General features: G+C 70.3%; 10 protein-coding genes. 6 read left to right on the top strand and 4 right to left on the bottom strand.

Features of this window, described 5'->3' with window-relative positions; all coding sequences use genetic code 11:
* The first annotated feature begins 3 nt into the window (after positions 1–3).
* Positions 4–1068, top strand: coding sequence for a lysylphosphatidylglycerol synthase domain-containing protein (locus HG543_RS04155; RefSeq protein ID WP_169343337.1), 1065 nt, complete (start codon positions 4–6; stop codon positions 1066–1068).
* Positions 1069–1143: 75 nt separating this feature from the next.
* On the opposite strand, the gene HG543_RS04150 is transcribed toward HG543_RS04155, so the two are convergent.
* The 3 genes from HG543_RS04150 to HG543_RS04140 all read right to left on the bottom strand — a co-directional run bounded on the left by HG543_RS04150 (position 1144) and on the right by HG543_RS04140 (position 2127).
* A complete protein-coding gene (locus HG543_RS04150) occupies positions 1144–1614 on the bottom strand; it encodes a hypothetical protein (RefSeq protein ID WP_169343336.1) in 471 nt (156 codons plus the stop codon).
* Between the two features lie 85 nt (positions 1615–1699).
* Complete coding sequence (locus HG543_RS04145; protein WP_169343335.1) at positions 1700–1873, bottom strand: hypothetical protein; 174 nt, start codon at positions 1871–1873, stop codon at positions 1700–1702.
* A complete protein-coding gene (locus tag HG543_RS04140; RefSeq protein WP_169343334.1) occupies positions 1870–2127 on the bottom strand; it encodes a ribbon-helix-helix domain-containing protein in 258 nt (85 codons plus the stop codon). Before HG543_RS04140 ends, HG543_RS04145 begins: the two co-directional genes overlap by 4 nt.
* Before the next feature lie 191 nt (positions 2128–2318).
* On the opposite strand from HG543_RS04140, the gene HG543_RS04135 reads away from it, so the two are divergent.
* Together HG543_RS04135 and HG543_RS04130 are read left to right on the top strand one after the other, a co-directional pair.
* Complete coding sequence (locus HG543_RS04135) at positions 2319–4667, top strand: TonB-dependent receptor plug domain-containing protein (protein WP_169343333.1); 2349 nt, start codon at positions 2319–2321, stop codon at positions 4665–4667.
* Positions 4667–5047, top strand: coding sequence for a hypothetical protein (locus HG543_RS04130; protein ID WP_169343332.1), 381 nt, complete (start codon positions 4667–4669; stop codon positions 5045–5047). The genes HG543_RS04135 and HG543_RS04130 overlap by 1 nt, the downstream gene beginning before the upstream one ends.
* A 79-nt stretch (positions 5048–5126) precedes the next feature.
* On the opposite strand, the gene HG543_RS04125 is transcribed toward HG543_RS04130, so the two are convergent.
* On the bottom strand, positions 5127–8006 hold the full coding sequence (locus HG543_RS04125) for a YncE family protein (protein WP_169343331.1): 2880 nt from the start codon (positions 8004–8006) through the stop codon (positions 5127–5129).
* 392 nt (positions 8007–8398) lie between these two features.
* On the opposite strand from HG543_RS04125, the gene HG543_RS56160 reads away from it, so the two are divergent.
* The 3 genes from HG543_RS56160 to HG543_RS04110 form a co-directional block, all read left to right on the top strand.
* A complete protein-coding gene (locus tag HG543_RS56160) occupies positions 8399–11128 on the top strand; it encodes a winged helix-turn-helix domain-containing protein (RefSeq protein ID WP_343073271.1) in 2730 nt (909 codons plus the stop codon).
* 96 nt (positions 11129–11224) lie between these two features.
* Positions 11225–12625, top strand: coding sequence for a 3' terminal RNA ribose 2'-O-methyltransferase Hen1 (locus HG543_RS04115; protein WP_169343329.1), 1401 nt, complete (start codon positions 11225–11227; stop codon positions 12623–12625).
* The coding region (locus tag HG543_RS04110) for a polynucleotide kinase-phosphatase (RefSeq protein WP_169343328.1) at positions 12622–14875 on the top strand (2254 nt) is incomplete at its 3' end. The genes HG543_RS04115 and HG543_RS04110, both read left to right, overlap by 4 nt.

Genomic DNA, 14875 nt, shown 5'->3' with positions numbered 1-14875 from the left:
GCCGTGAAACGCGCCGTCAAGCTGCTGGCCAGTCTGCTGGTCACGTTCCTCTTCATGTGGTGGGCCTTCCGGGACACGGACTGGGCCACCCAGGTCGCCAGCCTCAAGGCGGCCAACTACGCGTGGCTGGTGCCGTACTTCGGCATCCTGATGGCCATCCACGTCTTCCGCACCCTGCGCTGGGGCGCGCTCCTGTCCGGACTGGAGCGGGTGCCCTTCCGCAAGCTCAACGAGGCCTCCGGCATCGGCTTCATGATGCTGCTGGTGCTGCCGTTCCGCCTGGGCGAGTTCGCCCGGCCCTTCCTCATCGCCCAGCGCAGCTCCATCCGCCGCAGCGCGGCCATGACGTCCGTGGTGCTCGAGCGCATCACCGACGGCCTCTTCGTCGCGGCGATGATGCGCGTGCTGCTCTTCTTCGTCCCCACCGAGACGCCGGAGATCCGCTACGTGAAGTGGGGCTCCTGGGTGCTGTTCGGCGTGTTCGGCGGCGGGCTGATGTTCCTGCTCTTCGGCCTCTGGCAGCAGCAGCGCACCGTGCGGCTGGTGCGCGCCACCGTGGGCCGCCTCGCTCCGGCCCTGGCGGACAAGGTCGCGGACGTCGTGGACACCTTCGTCGGCGCCATGCGGCAGTTGCCCGACGGCAAGCAGGTGGCCCTCTTCTTCCTCTACACGGTGCTGTACTGGGGAGTGAACGGGGCCGGCATGGCCATGCTCTCCAACGCCTTCGACTGCTCGGGCGCGGCGCCCGGCTCCGCCTGCCAGCCCATGAGCCTGTCGCTCTTCCAGGCCTACGTCGTCCTCGGCGTGCTGGTGGTGGGGCTGATGATTCCCGCCGCCCCGGGGATGATGGGGACGTTCCAGGCCGCCACCAAGGTGGGGCTCAGCCTCTTCCTGCCGGCCACCGTGGTGAACGCCAGCGGGCTGGCCTACGCCAACGTCATGTGGCTGTCCCAGACGGTGCAGCAGGTGCTCGTCGGCCTCGTGCTGCTGTCCGTCGGCCACATGTCCTTCCGCGACATCGCCGGCAAGCTGGACAAGGAAGGCGAGGCCACGGCGCCCTCCGCCTGAGGCCCCTTCGAAAAGCCACGGGGCCGCGGCGTGTGACGCGCGCGGCCCCGGGAGCGTGAAGCGGGAAGGGGAGGACTACGGAGCCGGCGTGTTGGCCTGCTCCTGCTTCTCGTCGGCCGGCGCCTCCTGGCCCGTCACCACGCCCTTCACCTTCTTCATGGCGGCGGACGGGTCGATGTTGCCGCGGTAGGTGCCGAACGGCGTGTCGATCTCCTGCTCGCGCTTCTCCTTGGCCGCGTAGCCCTCGGGAGCGCAGAGCGCCTTCGTCGTGTCGCGCACCGCGACGACGCCCACGTCGATGGACGTGGTGTCCTCCGACGTGGCCTTGGAGACCAGCTTGTCCTCGCGCATGAGCACGCAGCGGTCCTCGCCGTAGTACCAGGCGGTGGACTGGTCGGGGAACTCCTGCGCGCGGGACGGACCGCTGCCCATCGCCTCCACCACCTGATGGGACGACATCCCGGGGTAGAGCTTGTCGAAGCCCGAGGTCGCACAGCCAGCGGCGGCGAAGGCCAGGGCAGCGGCGGTCAGGAAGGAGCAACGCATGGGGTGTGGGGACTCCTGGAAGAAGGGAGTCCCCAGCCTACCTTGCGTGCGGACCCGGCCTCCAGAGAGGGGCCGGGCGCGGAACTCACAGCTCCTGGTCGAGCCAGCGAACGATGGCCTCGCGGATGGAGGCCGGCCGCTCGGAGGCCAGGCGGGTGCGCGGCGTGCGCACGGCGTCCGAGTCGCGAACGAGCACGGCGGGAGCCGGCTCGCGGGTGCGGGACGGGGAGGAACGGGGAGTGAGGGCCATGGCGCTCACGACTGGCCCTCCGGCTTCGGGTTGGCGCGGCCGTACTTGCCGAGCAGGTCATCCACCGCCTCGCGGAGGTACTCGCTCTGGTGGATGCGGGTGCGCCGGGCCAGCTCGCGAAGCTTCTGGACCTGCTCCTCCGGCACCAGGACGTGGGTGGAGACGATGTCGGCCTCGGGGCCGCGCGCGTCGACGGGCGCCTCGGCGGCCGCCGGTGATGATGGAGCCTCGGGGCTCAGGGGGCTGGCGCTTCCATCCTGCATCGGACTTCCTCCGGGCGTGGCTGCTACAGGCAGCTACCGACCTGCACCGGCATTAGGAGGGCGGTCCGGCACTCCGTCAAAAAAAGCGTCGGCGGGGCAACGGCCGGTGTGGCCAGGCGCGTGCGACAGGGTCGGGCCCCCCCCGTCTTCCCTTGGGAGGATCAGCCGTAGGAGACTTCCGTCAAAGCCCCATGCACCTTCGACCCTTCGTCCTGATGGCGTGCTGTGCCCTCACCGGCGCGCCCCTCGTCCCGGCCCACGCGCAGGAGCAGCTCGAGCCTTCTGCCGCGGAGCCTTCCACTCCTCCAGCGGATGCGCCGGTCTCCGAGCCCTCCTCCACCGAGGCGTCCGCGGACGCGCCCGCCGGGCAGGCCCCCTCCGCCCTCGTGCCGCGAGAGACGCCTCCCGGCAACCCGGTGTCCGCCCCGACGTCCGCGCCCGGAGGCACCGTCGAGCCGGAGTCGGGCGAGGAGCCCGTCATTCCGAGCACGGTGGTGACGGCCACGCGGCGGCCCCGGCCCACCTCCAGCCAGCCCCGCGCGATGTCGGTGGTGACGCGCGAGGACCTGGCGAAGCGGCCGGCGCGCACCACGCCCGAGGCGCTGCTCGAGTCCGAGGGCGTCTTCCTCCAGAAGACGAACCACGGTGGCGGCGCGCCCATCCTCCGCGGCCTGTACGGCCAGCACGTGCTGCTGCTGGTGGACGGCGTGCGGCTCAACAACGGCACCGTGCGCTCGGGCCCCAACCAGTACCTCAACACGGTGGACCCGTTCCTCGTGGAGCAGCTGGAGGTGGTGCGCGGGCCGGGCTCGGTGCTGTACGGCTCGGACGCGCTGGGTGGCGTCATCAACGTGCGCACCTTCTGGCCGCGCTTCGCGTCGGAGACCACGCCCATCGGCGCGGTGCGCGCGCAGGCGGGCAGCGCGGACCAGAGCCTCCAGGGGCACCTGCGCGCGGGCGTGTCGCTGCAGGACACGGCGGTGGCCGGCGCGCTCACGCTGCGTGACTTCAATGACCTGCGGGGCGGTGAGCGCGTGGGCGTACAGCGGTACACGGGCTACCAGGAGGGCGACGCGGCGCTGAAGGTGCGCCAGCGCCTGCGGCCCGGCCTGCAGCTGTACCTCCAGTACCAGGGCGTGCGGCAGTCGGACGCGCCGCGCCTGGACCGCTCGGCGCCGGGGGACTTCCGGCGCTTCAGCGACCAGGAGCGCGACTTCGCGCACGCGCGGCTGGAGCACACGGGCTCGGGTTTCCTGCGGCGCGGCGCGGTGGAGCTGAGCATGCACCGCCAGAGCGAACAGGTGGACCGCTTCCGCGTGGCGCGAGACCGGATGGACCGGGACAGCGTGAATGTGTGGACGGTGGGCCTGCGCGCGGAGGCCGAGACGCCAGCGCTGTCCGCGCTGCCGGGCGCGCCCGTGCCCATCTTCGGGGCGGAGGTCTTCCACGACAAGGCGACGAGCAACGCCGGCCGCAGCCCGCTGTCCGAGCCCGCGCTGGACTTCTCTCCGGTGCCGGAGGACGCGCGCTACCCGGGAGCGCCCACGCAGGTGTCGGCCGGCGTCTTCGGCCTGCTCGCCAGCGACGCGGAGCGGCCGTTCTCGTACCACGCGGGCCTGCGGGCGCAGGTCCACCGCGTGTCGCTGCCCGTGGATGCGCGGCTCACGGAGGCGTTCCCCGACGCGAGCGACCCGTTGCCGGTGCTGCCCGCGACGACGCAGAACTCGGTGGGCCTGGCGGGTGAGCTGGGCGTGCGGCAGCGGGTGGCGGACGGCGTCTCGGTGCTGCTCAACCTGGGCTCGGGCTTCCGGGCCCCCAACATCGACGACTACCTGCGGCTGGGCGCGGACGGCCCGGGCTACCTCGTGCCCGGCCGCGACCTGCACCCCGAGCAGTCCTACACCGCCGAGCTGGGCACGCGGGTGGACCGCGGGCCGGTGGGCGCGCAGCTCTTCTACGCCTTCACGGTGGTGGATGGGCTGGTGGGCAACGTGCCGACGCTGCTGGATGGGCAGCAGTTCACCCCGGACGGGGTGCCCTACCGCACGCGGCAGAACCTCGATCGCGCGGACATCCACTCGCTGGAGGCGTCGGTGTCCGTGAAGGTGCTGCCGTCGCTGACGCTGGCGACGCACGCCACGTACACGCACACGAAATCGCGGCGGCAGGACCTCACGGTGGAGGGGACGCCTTTCATCCGCGAGCCGCTGTCGCGCACGCCGCCGCTCAACGGCCTGGTGCGCGCCACGTGGGAGCCGGGAGAGGTCTTCTTCGTGGAGGGCCTGTCGCGCTGGGCGCTGTCGCAGGATGCGTACTCCGCGGCGGACCTGCTGGACATCCGCACCTGCGCGGAGACACCGGAGTGCGCCCAGACGCCGGGCTTCGTCGTCTTCCACGCGCGGGCCGGCGCGAGGCTGGGCAAGCGCCTGTCGGCGGCGCTGACGCTGCAGAACCTGTTCGATGCGACGTACCGCACCCATGGCTCCGGCGTGGATGAGCCGGGCCGCTCGGCGGTGATTTCCCTGGAGGCCTCGCTGTGATGCGCCGGATGGTGATTCCCTGGCTGTGCGCCGCTGTTCTCGCCGCGGGCTGCTCCGCGGGCGTGGGTGACCCGTGCGACGCGCGGACGGCGTGCCCGGACGACCTGGTGTGCAGCTTCCCCAACGGCGACGACGGCCCGGCGCCCCGAGGCGTGTGCGACTACCCGCTGCGCGCCGAGGGCGAGGAGTGCACGGTGGCCGCCGATTGCGAGCGCGCGCTGACGTGCTCCAACCACTTCACGCCCGGGGACCGGTATGGCACCTGCGTGAAGAAGCGCGCGCTGGGCGAGGCGTGCTTCACGGACCGCGACTGCGAGAGCGGCACCTGCGAGGGCGCCTCCGGCAGCGCGCTGGACGGCGTCTGCGGCGAGGAGAGCTGAAGCACGCCCGGCCCCAAAAAGAAGCCCCGCCCCCGGGAAACATCCGGGGACGGGGCTGGGGGCCTACGATTGAGAGGGCTTACTGCCCGTCGAGCCGGCCGTCCATGTTCCGGTCCAGCGCGATGCGCAGACCGGAGCCCGGCGGAACCGCCGTGAAGGTCACTTCCTGGCCGGCGGTGCTCGCCAGCGCGCGGAGGGCCGCGGTGGTGATGTTCGCCGTGCCGGTGTCGGGCTTCCACGTGCCCGCCGTGCGGTCATACAGGTAGCCGCGCACGCGGCCGCCCGTGGCCACCTTCGCCACCAGGTCGGCCTCGTACGTCTGGCCACCCAGGATCTTCGACGCGAACGGCGCCCGGGCGCGCGCGATGAGCAGGTCGATGCGCGAGCCGACGGCCGAGGCGTTGGTGTTGGTGAGGGTGACCTGCTGGCCGACGATGGGCGCCAGGTCGGTGTCCGCCACCAGCATGAAGTCCTCCATCTCGCGGCGCTGCGTGTCGCTCTGGAAGCCCACCGCCGGTCCACCGATGCTGGTGTTGGTGAACACGATGGCGCTGAAGAAGCGGAACAGGGTGTCCACGGAACCGTCGTTCGTGAAGCCGAAGCCGCGAATCTGGTCGCCCGTCGGGCCCGACTCCGGGTGCGAGAAGAAGGCGCTGTCCGCGAAGCCGAACATGCCGACCTTCGTGTACATGTTGCGCACGTGGGGAATCTTCACGATCTGCGGGATGCCCTCGAAGCTCGCCTGACCGTCGGTGCCGAAGAAGCCCTGCGCGCCGTCGATGGTGTGGCAGCCGTTGCAGTTGAAGCCGGTGTCGGAGCCAATCGCGATGCCGTCCACGCGGCGGCTACCGAAGTAGAAGTTCTTGGCGTTCTGCTGCGAGGTGGTGAGCGAGTTGTCCAGCCGGCGGACCGGGTTGGGCGGCAGCTGCACCTGGAGCTGGAAGGTCGCGAACTTGGTCATCTCCGCCTCGGTCGGCATGGACGCGCGGCCGAGCAGCCCTTCGAACGCCACGATGAAGTTCTTGAACGACAGCTCCTCGTCGTACGCGTCGATACCGAAGAAGCCGTTCGCGCGGTCACCGCGCCAGTGCATGGCGCCCTGGTGGGTCATGCCGCGCAGGGTCTGCGTCGTCATGGGCCCCTTCATCGGGTGGAAGATGTTCGCGTCGTTGTTGCCGTTGATATCCGACCGCGGGTGGGTCGTGAACGTGCGGAACAGGCCAATCTCGAGGGCGCTCGCGAGGCGCTTGTCGATGGGGTTGGAGGTCACCTCGTCGTCCGGGTTGCCCAGGTCCCAGGCGAGCTCGTCCTTGTCGCCGAAGATGTGGCAGCTGGCGCAGGACGCCTCGCCGTTGGCGGAGGAGAAGTTCGCGTCATACAGGAAGGGGCGGCCCTGCACGACGGAGGTGGGCTCCGGGTTGTAGAAGGGCGCCGCGGCAATCTCGCGCTTCGTGGCCAGGTCGATGACCTTCACCGCGTTGTCGAAGCGGGTCGTCACGTAGAGGCGGTTGCGCGCCTCGTCCAGGACCAGGCCGCTGGGGCCGCCGCCGGTCACCGGGATGTGGTTGGCGCTCGCGGTGCGCGGGTCGAAGCTGTTGCTCTCCAGCGCGGCCGTGTCGTAGACGCCGACCTTGCTGGAGCTGAACGCGGCCACGTACAGCTTCGAGCCATCGCTGGAGACCACCATGTCCGTCGGGGTGGAGAGGCTGTGGTTCTTGACCGTGGGGTCGAACCCGGGCTTGCCCGCCAGCTTCGAGTAGTCGATGTGCTTGTTGAGGTGGCGCGGGGTGACGGAGCCGTTGTTGATGACGGTGATGCGCATCTGCGCGAGGTTGCCCTGCACCGTGCTGCCACCGAAGGTACCGGGGCCCTCGAAGCGCGTCAGGTTGTTGGCCTCGCTGTTGGAGACGTACACCGCGCCCGACTTCGGGTTGGTGACGAGGTTGAAGAGGGTGGTGCCGACGCCGGTGAAGAAGGCCGTCTCCTGGAGGGTGTCCGCGTTGATGGCGAACACGTCCTTGTCGGGCAGGTTGAAGCGCACGGCGTTGTTCCAGTTGCGGCCGAGCGTGTCCTCCCACCGGTTGGTGGCCTTGTTGAACTTGACGATGAGGCCCGTCTCGGGCGCCTTCACGCCGGCGACGTTCGTCGAGGGACCGGGCAGGCCGCCCGGCATGAGGTTGTTCCCGTACGGCCGGGTGTCAGGGAAGACGAGACAGCCCGAATCGCCGAACCCGTTGCAGACGCTGTCGAAGGTGATGGAGGCCGTCTGGTTGCCGGACTGGGCGATGCCCGCGTAGACGGTCCGCTTGTCCGGGCTGACGGCGAGGCCGCGGGGCGTGTCGCCGAAGAGCGTCACGATGCGCAGGGGCGTGCCGCCCAGCGTCGTGCCCAGCGAGGCCGGGTTGAAGACCCAGACGTCGGCGCGGCCGATGCCGGGCGTGGTCAGCTTCGGGTCTCCGGCGCCGGGCACGCTCGCGATGGACGCGTCGGTGCGCTGTTGGCCGCGGTGCGCGGTGGTGATGAAGGCATATCCGTTGCTGCCGGCGAACACGACGTCGCGCGGCTCATCGCCGACGAGCAGCGTGCGCACCACGCGCGGCGTGCCGCTGAGGCTCACCACGCTGACGCTGTCCGACAGGTGGTTGACGACCCACACCTCGGTGTTGCTGCGCGCGGCGACGGACACCGGCTCCATGCCGACGGGAATCTCGGCGGCGAGTTGCAGGCCGGACGAGGTGATGTTGAAGACCTCCAGGCGATTGTCCGGCGTGTTGACGGCGAACAGCCGCGTCCCGTCCGGCGACATCGCCAGCGGGCGCACGTGCCCACTGTCGAACTCGATGAACGCGGGCGCCTGGGCGGCGGCACTGGTTGACACCAACAGCGATACGGCTGCGCACAACGAAAGGGTGCGCGCGCGCCATTGGCTCGTGCTCGCGCCCAATTGCTGGGTACCCATGGTTTGGACCTCCTCAGGACGGGGAAGCGTTGCAGTCCGGACCGCAACGAACGGGGAGTACCAAGCGGCGTCGCGACATCGCCCCCACCGAAGGGAGGGGGAACACCCCCTCCCTGACCGTATTGCAACGCAGTAACGCAATGCGTCTTGGTTTCCAGGAGGCCCCGGCTCTCATGGATGGCGGAAAATGGCCCTTACACCGGATTTTGGACGCAACGCGTTGTATCCGGGGTAACAATTGATTTCCGGGTAAGCCGGGCGATTCGTGGGTCAACCGTGGTCTACTTCCCCTCGCGACCTGGCCGCAGGGGAACGAGCCAATGCCCATCCTTCGAAACGCACCCAGGATCAGTCGGACGTCCTCATCTTCCCTGACGAGCGCCGCGGAGCCGGTGGCGCCCCTGGGCGAACATCTGTCGCATCTCCTGCCGACGAAGCTGTGTCCGCCGCAGACGGCCTCCGTGCTGGTGTCGCGAGGCGAGGCGCTGCGGAAGATGGACAGCGGCGTCGGAGGAAAGCTGGTGCTGGTGACGGCGCCGCTGGGCTGGGGCAAGACGACGCTGCTGACGCAGTGGTACCGCGAGGCGCGCGTGCCGCACCCGCTGGCGTGGCTGTCGCTCGACGAGCTGGACAACGCGCCCGAGCGGTTCTTCTCGTATCTGGTGGGAGCGATTCGCCGGGCCGCGCCGGACTTCGACGCGTACATCGCGAGCCAGCTCGACGCGCAGGTGGAGCTGCCGCTGGACCACGCCACGTCCGTGGTGTTGCGGAGCCTGTGGAACCTGGGGCGCGAGCTGGTGGTGGTGCTCGACGACTTCCACGTGCTGCGCGAGCGCGCGCTGGTGAAGGCCTTCTCGTACCTCTTGGACCACTCGCCGCCGCACGTGCACTGGGTCGTCGCGTCGCGCAACCTGCCCGAGCTGGACCTGGCGAAGCTGAAGCTCACCGAGCAGCTGGTGACGCTCGACAGCCGGGACTTGAGCATGGATGGGGAGGCCATCCGGGAGCTGGGGCAGCGGCTGTGTGAGGCCGAGCTGGCGCTGGAGGACGTCGAGTACCTGCGCTCGCACACCGAGGGCTGGGTGGCCGGCGTGAAGCTGGCGCTCCTGTCCGCGGGCGAGCACGCGGGGGTGAGTGACGCGCTGAGGAAGGCCGTCGGCTCCAACCGCGACGTGGCGCGGTACCTGGCGGACGCGGTGCTGCGCGAGCAGTCCCCGGAGGTGCACGAGTTCCTGGTGTTGAGTTCGGTGGTGGACCACCTCAACGGGGACTTGTGCAACGCGCTGCTGGGCATCACCCACGGCCCGGCGCTGCTGGCGAACCTGGAGCGGGCGCAGCTCTTCATCCAGCCGCTCGACACGCAGCATCAGTGGTACCGGTACCACGCGCTGTTCCTCGACTTCCTGAGGACGCAGCTGGCGTGCGACTTCGGCGACCGCATCCCACAGCTGCACCGGGTGGCGAGCGCCTGGTTCGCCGAGCACGGGCAGCCGGAGGAGGCGCTGAAGCACGCGTTCGCCTCGGGAGACCGGAGCTGGTGCCTGGAGTTGCTGGCGCGCTGCGTGGAGGCGTGGATGCGCGAGGGGGAGATGGCCCTGGTGCTCCAGTGGACGGCGAAGCTGACGCCGGAGGAGGTCATCCGGACGCCGGCCCTCTGCGTGGCGAACATCGCGTGCCTCATCCTCTCCCGGCGCCTCACCCAGGCCTCGTCGATGCTGGAGGACGCCCGGCAGCGCCTCGCGGCGGGACAGGTGGAGTCCGGCCCGGAGCGCGAGCGGCTGTCGAGGCAGCTGGGGCACCTGACGTTGTTCCACGCCGTGCTGTCGGACTCGGCCGCGGGCGCCGGCCCCGAGCTGGAGGCGTGGGCGGGCTTCGAGGAGCTGGACGTCTTCCTGGCGGGCGTGCTGCTGGCGGCGAAGGCCTACCACGCGCTGCGGATGAGCCGGTTCGATGCGATGCGGCGGCTCGCGCTGAGCGCGAGAGAGACGCTGCACGGGCTGAACAGCCCGTTCATCACCTGTTACACGGACGTCCTCGTCGCGCTGGCGGACCGGGCGCAGGGGAACATGAAGGACGCGGCGGAGCGGTGTGAGGCAGCCTTCGAGCGGGCGAGCCTCGGGCGGCGCAACCCGGTGTGGGTGAACGCGGCGACGGCGCTGGCCAATACCCGGTACGAGCAGAACCGGCTCGACGAGGCGGAGGCGCTCTGCATCGAGGCGCTGCCGCTCCTGCAGCAGGCGCAGGCGTTCGAGACCTTCACGACGGCCTACTTCGTGCTGGTGCGCATCAAGTCGATTCGCGGGAAGTACGCGGAGGCGTGGCAGCTGTTGGACTACCTGCACAGCGTGCTGGAGGTGAGTCACCAGACGCGCTTCCTGGCGCACGTGTGCGGGGAGAAGATTCGCCTGTGCCTGCTGGAGCAGGCCCCGGCGCGAATGAAGGCGGTGGCGCAGGAGTTCGGCCTGGGCGAGCGGATGCGTCGCGGGGAGTGGAGCGAGCGGCGCGTCTACGACGAGACGTGGGAGCAGCTCGGGCTGGCGCAGGCGTGGGTGCTGATGGCGAAGGGGCGGCACGGCAAGGCGCACTCGCTGCTGGAGACGCTGCGGGCCAGCGCGCACGACGTGGGGTACGTGTCCCGGGAGAGCGCGCTCCTGGCGGCGATTGCCGTGTGTCACTGGAGGGCGGGGGACTCGGCGGCGGCCTTCGCGGCGCTGAACCGGGGCATCGCGCTGGTGCAGCGGTTCGGCTTCAACCGGAGCGTGTTCGACGAGACGCCGGGGCTGCAGGAGGTCATCGTCGCGGCCGCGAGCCAGCGGAAGCTGAGCCACGGGCTGCCGTCGCGGTACGCGGCGCGGTTCCAGGACGTGCTGTCGGTGGGCGCGGACGGGCCGCCCGAGCTCGTGGAAGCGCCCAGCGCGCCCCTGGAGCCGCTGACGGAGCGGGAGCTGCAGATGCTCAAGCTGCTCGCCCAGGGGCTGAGCAACCAGGAGATCAGCGAGCGCTCCAACGTGGCCCTGTCCACGACGAAGTGGCACCTGCGGAACGTGTTCGCCAAGCTGGACGTGACGACCCGCACCGCGGCCATCGTGAAGGCCCAGGAGCGGCTTCAACGCAACCTGTGAGCGGTTGACCTGTCAGGATTCCGCGACCATCCACGCCAGAGACCTGGCGCGCCCCGGGCAACACAGAGGGGCCATGGTCGCGCTTCCTGACACGCCATGCTCCTGACGCTCTCCACCACGCACAGTCCCGCTACCGACCTGGGGTATCTGCTCCACAAGAGCCCCTTCAGACCCCAATCGTTCGAGCTGGCATTCGGGCAGGCGCACGTCTTCTATCCCGAGGCTTCCGAGGAGCGCACCACGGCGGCGCTCCTGCTCGAAGTGGATCCGGTGGCGCTCGTCCGGAACCGGCGCGGACTGGCTGGGGAGGGCGGGGCGCTGGAGCAGTACGTCAACGACCGTCCCTATGTGGCCTCGTCGTTCATGAGCGTGGCCCTGGCGCGCGTCTTCCGCTCGGCCATGTCCGGAGCCAGCAAGGAGCGGCCCGAGCTCGCCGAGCAGTCACTCCCCCTGGTGGCGCGCCTCTCGGTGCTGCCGTGCCGGGGAGGGGAGGCGTTCCTGCGCCGGCTCTTCGAACCGCTCGGCTACGGCGTCACCGCCACGCGGCACGCGCTCGACGAGACGGTGCCGGAGTGGGGCGGTAGCCGCTACTACACGGTGACGCTGGAGGCTCGCACGCGTTTGAGCGACCTCCTCACGCACCTCTACGTGCTCATCCCCGTGCTGGACGACGACAAGCACTACTGGGTGGGCGACGAGGAGGTCGAGAAGCTCCTCCGGCACGGGGAGGGCTGGCTCGCGGCGCACCCCGAGCGCGAGCTCATCACGCGCCGGTACCTGCGGCACCAGAAGAGCCTCGCCCGTGAGGCGCTGGAGCGGCTCGCGGGGGACGAGGCCCCCGAGCCCGAGGAGCGCGCACGGGTGCACAACGACGAGGAGGCCACGCTCGAGTCGCGCCTGAGCCTGAACGAGCAGCGGCTCCAGGCGGTGGTGGGCGTGCTCAAGGAATGCGGAGCCGCGCGCGTGGTGGACCTCGGCTGCGGCGAGGGCAAGCTGCTGAAGGCGCTCCTCAAGGAGCGGCAGTTCTCCGAGATTCTCGGCATGGACGTGTCCGTGCGCTCCCTGGAGATTGCCAGGGAGCGGCTCGACTTGGACCGGATGTCCGAGATGCAGCGCAGGCGGGTGAACCTCCTGCACGGCTCGCTCATGTACCGGGACAAGCGGCTCGCGGGCTTCGAGGCCGCCACGGTCATCGAGGTGGTGGAGCACCTGGACCCGCCGCGGCTGGCCGCGTTCGAGCGGGTCCTCTTCGAGTGCGCCCGGCCGAACGTAGTGGTCCTCACCACGCCCAACGCCGAATACAACACGCGCTTCGAGTCGCTCCCGGCGGGCACGTTCCGGCATCGGGACCATCGCTTCGAATGGACCCGGGCGGAGTTCGAGGCGTGGGCGCGGAAGCAGTGCGAGCGTTTCGGTTACAGCGTGCGCTTCCTCCCGGTGGGTCCGGTGGACGGGGAGGTCGGCGCGCCGACCCAGATGGCGGTGTTCTCACGATGAAGGTCACGATTCCCGAGCTCGCGCTCGTGCTGCTCATCGGTCCGTCGGGGGCCGGCAAGTCCACCTTCGCGCGCAGGCACTTCAAGCCCACCGAGGTCCTTTCCTCGGATACCTACCGGGGCATCGTCTCGGACGACGAGAACAGCCTGGAGGCCACGAAGGACGCCTTCGAGACGCTGCGCTTCGTCGCGGCCAGGCGGCTCGCGCGCGGGCTGCTCACGGTCATCGACGCGACCAACGTGCAGCCGGAGGCCCGCAAGCCCCTGGTGGAGCTTGCGCGCGAGTACCACGTGCTGCCCGTCGCCGTGGTGCTCGACGTGCCGGAGAAGACGTGTCACGAGCGCAACCGCCAGCGGCCCGACCGTGACTTCGGCCCCCACGTGGTGCGCAACCAGCTCCAGCAGATGCACCGCTCGCTGCGCGGCCTGGAGCGAGAGGGGTTCCGGCACGTCCACGTCCTGAAGCCGGAGACCCTCGAAACCATCCAGTTCGAGCGCCAGCCGCTCTGGAACAACCGCAAGCACGAGCATGGCCCGTTCGACATCATCGGCGACGTGCATGGGTGCCGGGAGGAGCTGGAGGCGCTCCTCGCCAAGCTCGGCTACGAGGTGCGCCCTCGCGCCGATGGGACACCGGGCGTCGAGGTGCGCCCGCCCGAGGGCCGCAAGGCCATCTTCGTGGGTGACCTCGTGGACCGCGGTCCCGACACGCCGGGCGTGCTGCGGCTGGTGATGGGAATGGTGGCGGCGGGAACGGCGCTCTGCGTCCCCGGCAACCATGAAATCAAGCTGATGCGGAAGCTGCGCGGCAAGGACGTGAAGGTGTCTCACGGCCTCGCGCAGTCGCTCGAACAGCTGGAGCGGGAGACGCCGGAGTTCCGCAAGACGGTGGTGGAGTTCATCGACGGGCTCGTCTCGCACTACGTGCTGGATGGCGGGAAGCTCGTGGTCGCACACGCCGGCCTGAAGGAGTCCATGCAGGGGCGCGGCTCGGGCAAGGTGCGCGACTTCGCGCTGTACGGGGAGACGACGGGGGAGACGGACGAGTTCGGTCTGCCCGTGCGCTTCAACTGGGCGGCGGAGTACCGCGGCAAGGCGGCGGTGGTGTACGGGCACACGCCCGTCCTGGAGGCCGACTGGCTCAACAACACGCTCTGCGTCGACACCGGCTGCGTGTACGGCGGCAAGCTCACGGCGCTCCGCTACCCGGAGCGCGAGCTCGTCTCCGTGCCCGCGGCGCGCGCGTACGCGGAGGCCCTCCGCCCGCTCGGGGGCATGCGGACGAGCGCCCCCGGCCTCACCGCGCAGCAACAGCACGACGACCTGCTGGACATCGAGGACGTACTGGGCAAGCGCGTTATCGCCACGCGTCTGCACCAGAGCGTCACGGTGCGGGAGGAGAACGCCACGGCCGCGCTGGAGGCGGTGAGCCGCTTCGCCATCGACCCGAAGTGGCTCATCTACCTGCCGCCCACGATGTCGCCCTCGGAGACGAGCCAGGAGTCCGGGCTGCTCGAACACCCGGCGGAGGCGTTCGCGTACTACCGCAAGGAAGGGGTCGCGAAGGTCGTGTGCGAAGAGAAGCACATGGGCTCGCGCGCGGTCGTCGTGGTGGCCCGCGACGCGGAGGCGGCCCGGCATCGGTTCGGGGTGACGACGGGAGAGACGGGCAGTTGCTACACGCGCACCGGGCGCCGCTTCTTCGCGGCCCCGGAGCTGGAAGCGGCCTTCCTGGACCGGGTGCGCGCGGCCCTCACTGCGTCGGGGTTCTGGGAGGAGTTCAAGACGGACTGGGCGTGCCTCGACTGCGAGCTGATGCCCTGGTCGCTCAAGGCGCAGGAGCTTCTGCGAGACCAATACGCCGCGGTGGGGACGGCCTCGCGCGCGGCGCTCGCGGACGTGGTCGCGGTGCTGGACCAGGCGAAGGGCCGGGGTCTGGAAGTGGGAGCGCTCGCCGAGCGCTTCGGCGAGAAGGCGCGGAGCGCGGGGCGCTACGTGGAGGCGTACCGGCGTTACTGCTGGCCGGTGCGTTCGCTTGACGACGTGCGGCTCGCTCCGTTCCACCTGCTCGCGACCGAGGGCGCGGCGCACGTGGACAAGGACCACGTCTGGCACATGGAGACGCTGGCGAAGGTCTGCCGCGCGGACGGGCGGCTCCTGTTGGCGACGCCCTACCGGACGGTAGAGGTGGGGGACGAGGCGGCCGTGGCCGAGGGGGTGCGCTGGTGGGAGGAGCTCACGGCGCGGGGAG

The organism is Pyxidicoccus fallax, from assembly GCF_012933655.1.
Lineage (GTDB): Bacteria > Myxococcota > Myxococcia > Myxococcales > Myxococcaceae > Myxococcus > Myxococcus fallax.
The sequence above is the reverse complement of the archived record's forward strand: the minus strand, read 5'-3'. Positions and strand labels throughout refer to the sequence as shown.